The 12,045-nt window shown below is 62.5% G+C and carries 7 protein-coding genes; 3 read left to right on the forward strand and 4 right to left on the reverse strand.

What is annotated here, in order from left to right; all coding sequences use genetic code 11:
* Positions 1-23 precede the first annotated feature (23 nt).
* From ACYQML_RS16405 to ACYQML_RS16415, 3 genes are all read left to right on the forward strand, one after another.
* Complete coding sequence (locus ACYQML_RS16405) at positions 24-3,983, forward strand: peroxidase family protein (protein ID WP_461233420.1); 3,960 nt, start codon at positions 24-26, stop codon at positions 3,981-3,983.
* Positions 3,984-5,209: 1,226 nt separating this feature from the next.
* Positions 5,210-6,523, forward strand: coding sequence for a nucleobase:cation symporter-2 family protein (locus tag ACYQML_RS16410; RefSeq protein WP_461233421.1), 1,314 nt, complete (start codon positions 5,210-5,212; stop codon positions 6,521-6,523).
* A 54-nt stretch (positions 6,524-6,577) separates the two neighbouring features.
* Positions 6,578-7,657 carry an IS630 family transposase gene (locus tag ACYQML_RS16415; protein WP_056425902.1) on the forward strand — a complete coding sequence of 360 codons (1,080 nt, stop codon included), beginning with the start codon at positions 6,578-6,580 and terminating at the stop codon, positions 7,655-7,657.
* Positions 7,658-7,703: 46 nt separating this feature from the next.
* On the opposite strand, the gene ACYQML_RS16420 is transcribed toward ACYQML_RS16415, so the two are convergent.
* The 4 genes from ACYQML_RS16420 to ACYQML_RS16435 all read right to left on the reverse strand — a co-directional run bounded on the left by ACYQML_RS16420 (position 7,704) and on the right by ACYQML_RS16435 (position 11,764).
* On the reverse strand, positions 7,704-8,333 hold the full coding sequence (locus tag ACYQML_RS16420; RefSeq protein WP_461233422.1) for a 2-hydroxychromene-2-carboxylate isomerase: 630 nt from the start codon (positions 8,331-8,333) through the stop codon (positions 7,704-7,706).
* Between the two features lie 340 nt (positions 8,334-8,673).
* Positions 8,674-9,531, reverse strand: a complete 858-nt coding sequence (locus tag ACYQML_RS16425; protein ID WP_461233423.1) for an ABC transporter ATP-binding protein — start codon at positions 9,529-9,531, stop codon at positions 8,674-8,676.
* Positions 9,528-10,313 (reverse strand): ABC transporter permease, encoded by a 786-nt coding sequence (locus tag ACYQML_RS16430; RefSeq protein WP_461235740.1) that lies wholly within the window; start codon positions 10,311-10,313, stop codon positions 9,528-9,530. The genes ACYQML_RS16425 and ACYQML_RS16430 overlap by 4 nt, the downstream gene beginning before the upstream one ends.
* A 68-nt stretch (positions 10,314-10,381) precedes the next feature.
* On the reverse strand, positions 10,382-11,764 hold the full coding sequence (locus ACYQML_RS16435) for an ABC transporter substrate-binding protein (protein ID WP_461235741.1): 1,383 nt from the start codon (positions 11,762-11,764) through the stop codon (positions 10,382-10,384).
* Positions 11,765-12,045: the final 281 nt, after the last annotated feature.

Here is a 12,045-nt window from a genome sequence, read left to right on the forward strand (position 1 = left end):
CTCGATCGATAAGGAGTGTTCCAATGACGATTTCACTTCGATCACAAGATTTGGCCTTCATTGATACGTTGTTCGACGAGGGCGATTTCAGGGCGGTCAATGGCGAGGGCAACAACCTCGCGCACCCCTCTTGGGGCAACGCGGACCAGCCCTTCGTTCGCCTGACGGCTGCTCATTATGAACCGGGGAGCATCAATGGCGTTCGGGTGACTGGAGCCAGCGGCGCTCTGCTCCCCAACGAGAGGGTCATCAGCAACGTCGTCTCCGAATCCATCGATCAGAACGGCCAATCCGTCGAGACGCCGAATAGCTACGGCACCAATCTCCTCTTGATGTCGTTCGGTCAGTTCTTCGATCACGGCCTTGATTTCTACGACCGTGGCGGCGGATCGCAATTCGTCGATATGAGCGGCGTCGACGCGAAGCTCGCGCAGATCGCGGCCGCCAATCCCGGTCTGACCATCGACACGACGGACAACATCATCGCCCAGGGTGTTCCACCCCAACTGCAGTTCCTCATCGGCGGCCGCGCGGCCCGATACACGATCGACACGGACGGCAATGCCGTCCTGGATAACGTGAATGGAACCGAGCACCTGAACAAGGTCTCGCCCTTCGTGGACCAGAACCAGACCTACGGGTCAGAGCCCGGCATGACCTGGCTGCTTCGCGAAACCGCGAGAGATGCCAACGGCGCGGTCATCCGCGATGCAGGCGGCCATCTCGTCAAGACGCATCATCTCCTCGACGGCGTGGAGGAGGTCGGCCCGGACGGCGTCGCCCGCGGCACCCTCGCGACCTACAAGGACGTGCTGCTAAACAACGGAGTTAGCGATGCCGATATGGTCCATGCCCTGGATCTGGCGAGCGCATCGGGAGGAGACTACGCCGCCTGGACCTACCTGAAGAACGCGGCCAATTTCGTCGACTTCGCCGATATCGGCGACGGCAAGCACACGATCCTGCTCGGCGACAAAAACGATTTCGACACGTCCCCGCTCGGCCGTGATGGTCAGCCGGATCCGAACTTCAGCTTGGAAACGCTGCTGTCCTACCACATCGCCGGTGATCACCGGGCGAACGAGAACGTGGCGCTGACCTCCGTGCATACCGTATTTCATCGGGAGCATAATTATCAGGCCGACCAGATCCGCGCTCTTCACCCCGAATGGAGCGCGGAGGAGGTCTTCCAGGCCGCAAAGGTCATCACCTCGGCGGAATATCAGAGGATCGTCTTCGACGAGTTCGCTACCGCGATGTCGGGTGAGATTCCCGGTGCCGGTGACCACGGATTCAGCGGCTATCGCGCGAACGTCAACGCTGCGATCTCCGAGGAGTTCGCTGGTGCGATGTATCGCGTCGGTCACTCGATGATCAACGAAACGATTCCCTACGTCGATGCCAACGGCGAACTGAAGGACGTTCCCCTCATCCAGGCCTTCCTGAACCCGGCCATGTTCGCCGGCAAGGATTCGGCTCATCCGGGCGTGACGGGAGGGACGGCGGCGTTCCTGGCCGGGACGATGCAGGTGGCACACGACCAGATCGACGAGAAGCTGGTCGAGGCCGTGCGCAGCCAGCTTCTCGGGCTTCCGCTCGATCTCGGTGCGGCCAACATCATGCGCGGGCGCGAACTCGGGCTCTCTTCGCTGAACGAGTTCAGGGCCGAAGTGAGCAGCGCGGGCACGAGTCTCGACGCTCTCGGCCAAGCGTCCGATTATGCGGGGGGGCCGGGTGTGCCAAGCCTTGCGGCCTACCAGAACTGGAACGAATTCGGGGCCCACCTTCGCGGCAACGCTGCTCAAAGAGCCGAGCTTCTGGCGCAGTTCAAGGCCGTCTATGGCGAGGACGTGATCGATCCGGCCAACGGCAAGATCAACGGCACCGGCATCAGCCATGTGAACGACGTCGACCTGTGGATCGGCGGTCTCGCCGAAGCGCCCAGCGGTGGCAGCCAGATGGGCCCCACCTTCACGTGGATCTTCCAGGAGCAGCTGGACCGGCTGCAGGAAGGCGACCGCTTCTACTACCTGGAACAACTCGATGGCACGATGCTCGTCAACGATATCAACGCGCAGCATTTCTCGGACCTGATCGCCCGGAATTCCGGTATCGCGCATGGCCACTGGGACACGTTTAAAGTGTCGGAGCAGCGGAACTTGGCAGCCGGCGAGGAGAATCGCGATTTCACCGGAGCGGGCGTGGCGGCGGGCGTCGCACTCGTCCTCGTTGGCAACGATCTCGACAACCGTATCATCGGAACGTCGGGCGACAATACGCTCTATGGCGGTGCCGGGAACGACATTCTGAACGGAGGAACGGGAGGCAGCGACGCCCTCCACGGCGAGGGTGGAAACGACACGCTGAGTTCAGGCCCCGATACGAGGGACGATTACCTCTACGGGGAGGACGGGAACGATACGCTGAACGGCGGTCGCGGCGATGACGTGCTGGACGGCGGCGAGGGTTCCGACACACTCCGCGGCGGAGCCGGCAAGGATTTTCTCAAGGGGGGGGGCGGTGACGACTGGCTCACTCCGGGAGCGGGCCGCGATGCGGTGGATGGCGGCGACGGCATCGATACGGTGGATTACAGCGCCTCCGCGGCGGGCGTGAGGATCAACATACAGGTCCGCAGCGGGCGCTTATTACCCGACGAGGCATCGGGGGGCGACGCCGAACGGGATGTGATCGTTAATGTCGAGAACGTGGTCGGTTCCGCGCTCGCGGACCGGATTACCGGCGATAACCTCGCCAACATGATCGAGGGCGGAGGGGCTGGCGACAACCTGGAGGGCGGGGGCGGCATCGATACCCTGAGCTACGCGCGTTCCAATGCCGGCGTCACGGTCAATCTTCTCACCCTGACTGCCAGCGGCGGCCATGCGCAAGGCGACCAGATCCACGGCTTCGAGAACCTCTTCGGCAGCGACTACGCCGACCGGCTCACGGGAACCAATCTGGCGAACACGATCACCTCGGCCCTCGGCAACGACGTCCTCGACGGTCTTGGCGGTGCGGATGCCCTCTCCGGAGGGTCGGGGAACGACATCTACTACGTCGATCAGCTGGGCGATGTCGTCCACGAGGCGGCTGGGGCTGGGACAGACAAGATTTACGCGAGCGGCAATTTCACCCTGGGGGCCGGTGAGGCCGTCGAGATCCTGGTCGCCAGGGCAGGAAACCTCGGCATCAGCCTCGGCGGCAATGATCTCGCGAACACGCTCCATAGCGGTGCCGGCGCCGATACTCTCAGCGGCTTTTCCGGCAACGACATCTACTACATCAACGGCGCAAGCGACGTCGTCCACGAGGCGGCTGGGGCTGGGACAGACAAGATCTACGCGAGCGGCAATTTCACCCTGGGGGCGGGTGAATCGGTCGAGACCCTGGTCGCCAGAGGACCTCTCGGCATCAGCCTCGGCGGCAACGAGCTCGTCAATACGCTCTACAGCGGTGCCGGCGCCGATACTCTCAGCGGCTTTGCCGGCAACGACATCTACTACGTCAACGGCATGAACGACGTCGTGCACGAGGTGGCAGGTGGCGGAACCGACAAGATCTACGCCAGCAGCAATTTCACACTGGGGGCGGGTGAATCGATCGAAAGCCTCATCATCAAGGTCGGCGGCCTTAGCCTCACCGGCAACGAACTCGCCAACACGCTCTTCGGGAGTAGCGGCGCTGATCGTCTGAACGGCGGCCTCGGGAACGATACTCTGAAAGGGGGCGCCGGAAACGACACGTTCGTGTTCGCGTCCGGGTTCGGATCGGACCGGATCGTCGGCTTCGATGCCGACCCGACTGGTGGCCAGGATGTCATGGACCTGACGGGCCTCGGGATCACGGAGGCCGACTTCGCAACCGGGGTTTCGATCACTCAGGCCGGTGCCAACACCACCGTCGTGATCGGCGTCGACACGATCCTGCTCCTCGGCGTCAACGCCACCACCGTCACGCAGACCGACTTCCACCTGTCGTGACACGATCCGCTTCCTCGCGCTCCTCGGCGCGAGGAAGCTCGAATCGGCAGCATTGATGAATTTATCACGAAACGTCCGCTTCACGGACGCGGCCAGGGGAGAACGCCCGGAGGGGGACGATTTAGCCGACCAGTCGGGATGTCGTCGCCCCTGCATGCTCACAACAAGTAACACAAAATTAGACCGGGCTATCCTTCCGAAAAACTTCCCTTCATCAAAGCATCAGCCGAGTATATACAGCGGGCTACCTCGTGGAACCGGGGCGAATTGAGCGATGGGTGGGGACAGACCAGCTTCGCTGGCACTGGTTTATCAGATCCAGGCCTAGGCGAACCCTCAGTCTCTTAGCCGACGATCTTTGCGTCAATCGACAGAGATTTTCCGAGGCGTTGAATTTCACCGCATGCCCTGGGCCGCCATTGCGGTCCCCCTGTTGTGGACGCCTAAAGACCGAGAAGAGTTATTTGAGGCGGCCACCTAAGCAGCGCGTAACATCTGCTAACCCACAACTTGAATCCCGGAGCGAAACGGTCGTTATCGGTAAATTTAAGTGGTAACGGGGGATTCGCTGTAACGTCCGCTTGTGTGCGGACGGGACAAAGGGTCTGGATGGCGTAGTTGGTCAGATGTGGAGCGATCGCTTCTCGTCCAAAAGCTAAGGTTCGCTCTCTATTCCTACTCCGAGCCGAAGTTGCCGGACGACTAACGAATGACCGCTTACGGGAAGCGTCGATGACGATCCCGACGTCAGACTTGGGTCGGGTCCCGGTGGTCCGCTCTATGACCAGGAAGGGTGGGAAGCGGCTCGACTGCTTACAAGCAACCTGGCTAGAAAAGCGGACACTGCAACAGCGCTGCTCCTTTTCAGCCAGCCGCCGCAACGAGCGTAATTCTGAGCACTCAATATCCGTGAGCGCGCGCGGCAGATGCTGTTGGCGGAAGCGGCGTAAGTTGCACCGGGCCGTATTCGGCCCGTGTCCAGAAAGGGGTGGAAATTTAGGGCGAAATTTGTCACCTGATTTCAAACTGAGACACCGTCAAATTTTGCTTGCGCAACGGAGAGCTCATTCACAAAGGACATTGCATGAACTGGCAGCGATGAAATGGATCACCATGAAAAGGCTATCTCTTTTCCCCTAGTATTTTGTAATTTTTTACTATTGACTGTAGCAATACAAAAAAGGAAACGAGGTACTCGTGCGGCATACTAGTAAGTGGCCCAATAAATGGATGATCAGCCCCCCATCGTCGCACAATCTGCGGCCGTTACCGACAGAGTAGACGAGCTTGTTCCAGCGCCGCGCCTTGCTGCTTTCGGCCTTCAGCACGTCCTTGTCATGTACGCCAATGCTATTGCCGTGCCGCTGATCGTTGGCGGGGCACTCAAATTGCCAAAGGATCAGATTGCATTGCTAGTTAATGCCGATCTTTTTGCCTGCGGAATCGCGACGTTGATCCAGACTATTGGAATCGGTCCATTCGGCATCCGTCTGCCTGTCATCATGGGCGTCACCGCGGTCGCGATCCAGCCGCTCCTAGCGATCGCCGCGATGCCTGGAGTTGGCCTTGATGGGATTTATGGGGCGGTGATTGTTGCCGGCCTCTTCGGGCTGGCCATCGTGCCCTTTATCGGCCGTCTGATGCCTTTCTTCCCGCCCGTCGTAACGGGAACGATTTTAACGATGATTGGCATTGCGCTCACGCGCGTAGCCGTCGGGTGGGCGGGCGGCGGCGCGGGCACGCCCGAGTTTGGTGCGACCGGTCATATCCTCGTCGCTGGCCTCGTGCTCAGCGTCATCCTCTTACTCGCTCGGTTTGCTCGCGGCTTCGTCGCCAATGTCGCTGTGCTGATTGGCATTCTCGTCGGCTATACTGTGACCGCGGCGATGGGTTGGACAAATCTCGACGGGCTGGGTGCCGAACCGTGGCTACGCGTCGTCTTGCCCTTCGCATTCGGCCTTCCGACCTTTCACCTTGTGCCGTCACTAACCCTCTGCCTCGTGATGACGATCGTCTTCATAGAGGCAACCGGCATGTTCCTGGCCCTCTCGGTCATGACGGGCCGCCCCGTTGGGACACGCGATATCGCCCGGGGCTTGCGTGCGGACGCGCTCGGGACATTGATCGGTGGTGTGTTCAACACCTTTCCCTACCTGTCCTATTCGCAGAATGTCGGATTGGTTGGTCTCACGGGCGTCCACAGTCGCTGGGTCTGTGCGGCGGCCGGCGGAATCATGCTATTGCTCGGGCTCGTGCCCAAGGTGGCCTTCGTCGCGGCCTCGATCCCCCAACCCGTCTTGGGCGGCGCTGCGCTCGTCATGTTCGGGATGGTTGCCGCGACCGGCATTCGCATCCTCGGGCAGGTCGACTTCGGCCGGCCAGGCAGCCGAGATGCGCTTATCATCGCGGTCTCACTCGGGATTGGATTGATCCCCATCGTGCAGCCGCAGTTCTTCAAGCTGGTGCCCGAGGCGTGGAACCCTATCGTCAAGGACCCGATCCTGCTGACCGCACTCGCGGTCCTAGTGGTTGAGCCCTGACGGTTGAGTCCGCGTAGGGTTTTGGTTTGTGGCCCATCCTGCGAGTCTGGCGGGATGCGCAGTGGCATCTCTTTCACGCTCTCCACCTCGGATCGTCTTCGGCTCGAAGCACTCGTTGCGGATCGAAACACGTCGCAGAAGCACGTCTGGCGCGCCCGCATCGTGCTGCTGAGCGCCGATGGGTTGGGGACGCATGCGATCATGCGTGAGGCGGGCGTGTCCAAGACGGTGGTCTGGCGCTGGCAGGACCGCTTCGCGCAGGAGGGCGTCGATGGGCTCCTTCGGGACAAGACGCGGCCGGCGCGCATCCCGCCGCTGGGGCCGGAGGTGGCGGCGCGCGTGGTGGCTCTAACGCAAGGAGAACCACCCGGCGAGACCACGCATTGGACGGCCGCCGCCATGAGCAAGGCCACGGCCATCAGCGTCTCGTCGGTGCAGCGGATCTGGCGGGGGCACGGCCTACAGCCGCATCGAGTCCGGCAATTCAAGCTCTCCACCGACCCGGCCTTCGCCGCCAAACTGCGCGACGTCGTCGGGCTCTACGTCGATCCGCCCGCGCATGCCGTTGTCCTCTCGGTCGACGAGAAGAGCCAGATCCAGGCGCTCGCCCGCACGCAGGCCCCGTTGCCGATGAAGCCGGGCCAGCCAACGACGCGCACCCACGATTACAAGCGCCACGGCACGACGACCCTGTTTGCCGCCCTGGACGTGCTGGAGGGCAAGGTGATCGGCCGCTGCATGCAGCGCCACCGGCATCAGGAGTTCATCCGCTTCCTCAACGCGGTCGAGGCGGCGGTTCCGGCGGGCAAGATCGTCCACGCGATCCTGGACAACTATGCCGTCCACAAGCACCCGAAGGTCCGTGCCTGGCTCGACCGCCACCCGCGATGGACCTTCCACTTCACCCCGACCTCAGCCTCGTGGCTCAATGCCGTCGAGGGCTTCTTCGCCAAGCTCGCAAAACGCCGGCTCCGACGTGGCGTGTTCGGATCGCTCATCGAGGTGCAGGCCGCCATCAAACGCTTCATCGCCGAGAGCAACGGCGACCCGAAGCCCTTCGTCTGGACCGCCGACCCAGATCGCATCATCCAGGCCGCAAAGCGCGGGCACCAAGTGTTAGACTCGCACCACTAGCTCTCAATGCCTTATTCAACGGCGCGGGTAAGCGCGCTATCGCTGATCAGGCCGGGACGGACAGTTTGGGCAGCGGGATTGGTTTGCGACCTTCCGATATCGCCGCATCAAGCAGATCGAGTCGATCCTGACCCCAGAACGGCTCTTCGCGGTAGAAGTAAAACGGCGCCCCGAAGGCCTGCCGGGAAATCGCTTCGTGCGTCAGGGCTTGCTCTCGCGCGAGCAAGCCCTGCGCAGATGCACCTTCCAGAAGACGTAAACCATCGAGCCCGGACGCATTGGCGAGCCGTACGATAGTATCCGGATCGGCAATATCGAGTTCGTCTGCCCAAACCGCCGACAAACCTGCATGGACGTAATCGGCGACGTCGGCGCCTTCCTCGATTGCACCGAGCAGTACGCGGTGCGCAAGCGAGGGGTCTGCAGGGTAGAATTTTGGGTGAAAGACCAGCGGGATGTCGCGGATCTTTCGCCAGCGCTGCATTTCGACAAGCCGGTAGGCTTGGCGTTGCAAAGGCCGTTCTTTGACAGGCTTGCCGCCGCCCGCCGCAAAAACTTCCAGCAGGTTGACGGGTTTATATATAATCTCAGCGGCGTGGCGTTGGGTAAGCGCCTGGAAAGCCCCGCTGCCAACGTAAGACCACAACGAAATGAAACTGAAATAATAGGTGATCACGTTCCGTTGCGTAGGCTCTGTCACTAGTTCGTTCCTCTCTTCACGCCGCCGGTGGAGAGCACCGTTGATACCACGTTGCTCTGTGCTGGCGCGATAGTCACCCACATGGTGCTAGTCCGCGGCACATTCATGCCAAAGGGCAACGTGGCGGTAAGACATTCACCCGCGGTGTTCCCTCTCAGTTTGTGGAAGGCTCTAGGCCATTCGGCGTGTGCGCGATGCGCCATCTATGGCCATCGTCATGCGGTTCCATGGAGCATGTCCTCTCTACGTTGAAACACGCGTAACCCCCGCCCAAGAAACCAAGGAAGGATTACCTGTCCATTCGCATGGCACGCCGTCAGCGCCGTGAACTCAAGCAGGCCCGAGCGCGCCGGGAGACTCCGATAGGGGTGAGGCGTGGAAGGGGCAGGCCGGCAAGGTCTGTGTGAAGGAGAGTCAAGCAATGTCGTTTAAGGGTCGTGAAGTGGGTGGAGGAGATCAGGTCCCGCTGGCGCGGGCGTGTAAAGTCGATCGTGAGATCGTCGAGAATACGCCCGGGGCGCGGGGTCATCACGACGATGCGGTCGGCCAGGAAGAGCGCCTCGTCGATGTCGTGGGTGACGAATAGGATCGTCGTCCTGTTCTGGCCCCACACCCTGAGGAGGAGTTCCTGCATCGTCAGGCGCGTTTGCGCGTCGAGGGCCCCGAAGGGCTCGTCCATCAGCAGAACGCGAGGCCGGTTGATCAGCGCGCGAGCGATCTCGACGCGTTGCTGCATGCCGCCCGACAGTTCCGCCGGGTAGCGATCCTCGAAGCCCGAGAGGCCGACCTGGGCCAGGAAATCGCGCGCCTGGGCCAGGCGCTCGCGCTTGGCCACGCCCTTCATCTTGAGGCCGAAGGCGACATTGTCGATGACGCTGCGCCAGGGAAACAGCGTGTGGTGCTGAAACACGATGCCCCGATCGGGATGCGGGCCGGCGATTTCACGGCCGTCGAGGCTGACGCGGCCGGAGCGGAGGGATAGATGTCCCGCGACCGCCCCCAGCAACGTCGACTTGCCGCATCCCGAGGGGCCGAGGAGGCAGACGAACTGCTCGGGCGCGATGTCGAGGTCGATGTCCTCGACGACGTCGAAGGCGGCGGCTCCTCGGCCGAGCCGGATCACGCCACCCTCCAGGGCGACGTGGCCGCCGATGGAGCGCGCGGGCTTGGTCATCGTGCGCCTCCCAGGGCGGCCCAGGGGGTCAGCAGGGATCCGATCCCGCGCACCAGCAGGCTCGATCCCATCCCGAGCAGCCCGATCAACAGCATGCCGACGACGATGTTGTCGTAGTTCTGCAGCGTGTAGGATTCCCAGGTGAAGTAACCGATCCCGTACTGGCCGGAGATCATTTCGGCGGTCACAAGACAGAACCAGGCCGTGCCCATCCCGATGGCGGCCCCCGTGACGATGCTCGGGGTCGCGCCGGGCAGGATCACCTCACGGAGGATCGCGCCCCGTCCCGCGCCGAGGCTGCGGGCGGAGGCGACGAGGCGCGGACTCACCGTCTCGACCCCATGCACGGTGTTGAGGAGGATCGGAAACACCGCGCCCGTGAAGGTGATGAACGCCATCGACAGTTCGGAGGACGGAAACATCAGGATCGCCAAGGGAATCCAGGCGACGGCGGGGATGGGCCGAACCACCTCCAGGGGCGGCAGCAGGAGGTCCCGGGCCAGGCGGAAACGGCCGATGGCGACACCGAGACCAATTCCGACGGCTAGCGCTGCCAGAAAGCCCAGCATGACCCGCACGAGGCTGGCGCCGAGATGGGGCCAGAGAATCGGGGATCGGAAGAGGGCGAGGGCCGCCTGCGCGGCCTCGATCGGGGTCGGCACGTTGCGGAAGCTGACGATGCCGAGATCGACCTTGCCGTTCGCGAGGAGATGCCAGGCGGCGAGACTGGCGAGGAGCGAGGTCCCGCGCAGGACGAGGCGCCGCTCGGGCAGGCGACGCAGGACGCCGAGCCATGCCGGCCCCCGGCTTCGCGTTCCCGCTGGGGCAAAGGCGGCCGTGACCGAGGCGCTCACCGGGCGCTCAACTGCGCACCGCCACCGCTGCGGGCGGTCGCGAAATCGATGACCTCGCCGCCATTCCGCGCGGCATGGGCTTCGGCGTCACCCTTGAGTAAGAAGGCGTCGAGGCGCTTGCTCGCGTCCCGGACGAACCAAGCCTGCGTTGCCAGGAGCTTGATTCCCGATTGCCGATCCTGGGCGTAGAAGGCGCGGGCCTCACGTTCCTCGCGGCTCAGGGCGGCAAGTCCCAGCAAAGCCCCTTCGGGGGTAGCGTAATGCCGGACCTTTGGCTCACCGCGCACCCAGATCTGAGCGACACGCGTAACATCGGTGATCGGCAGGCCGGTTCCGGCATCGTTCGCTACCAGCGGCGATTGTGCGTAATCCTTTAATCGGGTCTCGTAATCGAGGCCGGCCTGCACCGACGCGGCACGGATGAAGCGGTCATCGACGAAGCGATCGAGATCGATGTCGGAATCCGCCTTCTTCAGGAGTTTCAAGGTCTCGAAGGAGGTCTTCACCGCCTGGCGGTATTCCGGCTTCCAAGTGATGTCGCGGGTCTGAAGCCCGAGGGGGCCATGGAACAGATAGGCGACCTCCGCCTCGATCCCGGTGACCTTCTCGATCAGTTCGGCGTAACGTTCGGGCTCGGCGGCGACAAGCCGATCCGCTTCGATTCCGGCCCGCAGATAGGCCGTGACGATCTCGGGATATTTCTCCGCGTAATCCGCGTCGGCGAGGGCGCCGTGGAAGGTCGGGGCGCCCGCCTGCGAGCCGTCATAGATCTTGCGGGCGAAGCCACGCCACGGAAACAACTCCGCGAAGGGTACGAAGTCGGCATGGGCGTCGATTTTGTTGGCGAGCAACGCCGAGCCCGCCACTTCGGGAGCCTGAGTGATGATGGTGACATCGTGCGCCGGGTCCCAGCCCTGGGCCTTCACGGCCCGCAGCAGCAATCCGTGCGCGGTGGAGGCGAAGGGGACGGAGATGGTCTTGCCCTTCAGATCAGAGAGAGACTGGACCGGCGAATCTTTCGGCACCACGATGCCGTTGCCGCTTCCCTTCACGCTGCCGGAGAGCACGCTGATGAACAGGCTGCGGCGTCCGGCCTTGGCGAAGGCGTAACCATTGAGTGAGCCCGGGAAATCAGCCATAGCACCGAGATCGAGCTTGCCCGCCACCATCTCGTTGGTGAGTGGCGCCCCGCTGGTGAAGTTCCGCCATTCAATGGCGTAGGTCGCGTCCTTATACTTTCCGTCACGAGGCAGATACTTCTCAAGGAGCTTCAGCTCACGGATCAGCAGGCCGCCCGTGGCGCAGTTGATCGTGGTGTCCTGCGTGCCGACTGCAATGCGGATCGTTTCAGCACGAGCGGCGCCGAGGGCCGTGCCCATGAGAAGAAGCGCTGCGACCGTGCGGCCGAGGCCCCGGGCAAGCGGACGAGGATTGATCACGCGTTGGTCTCCATCGAACTGGCGGATCGCGGAAAATTCAGTGCAGCGACGGTTCAACCGCCAGGAATTCGAAGCCATGCACCGGGACCATTAGGCGAGAAGCGATCCCGCTGGGCGAGCAATTAATTTCATCGACAAGCGAACACTTGACATGATTTGCGGATGATCTGTTGCTTTGGAAGCAATGTCTCTTGCGGGGCCAACTATTGGAAGATCGTAGC

It is taken from the genome of Methylobacterium sp. CM6244 (assembly GCF_054817885.1).

Bases quoted from the DNA above. Each gene is read 5' to 3' on its own strand.
- ACYQML_RS16435 (WP_461235741.1), bottom strand. From the start codon at position 11,764: ATGGGCACGGCCCTCGGCGCCGCTCGTGCTGAAACGATCCGCATTGCA.
- ACYQML_RS16415 (WP_056425902.1), top strand. From the start codon at position 6,578: ATGCGCAGTGGCATCTCTTTCACGCTCTCCACCTCGGATCGTCTTCGG.
- ACYQML_RS16405 (WP_461233420.1), top strand. From the start codon at position 24: ATGACGATTTCACTTCGATCACAAGATTTGGCCTTCATTGATACGTTG.
- ACYQML_RS16425 (WP_461233423.1), bottom strand. From the start codon at position 9,531: ATGACCAAGCCCGCGCGCTCCATCGGCGGCCACGTCGCCCTGGAGGGT.
- ACYQML_RS16410 (WP_461233421.1), top strand. From the start codon at position 5,210: ATGGATGATCAGCCCCCCATCGTCGCACAATCTGCGGCCGTTACCGAC.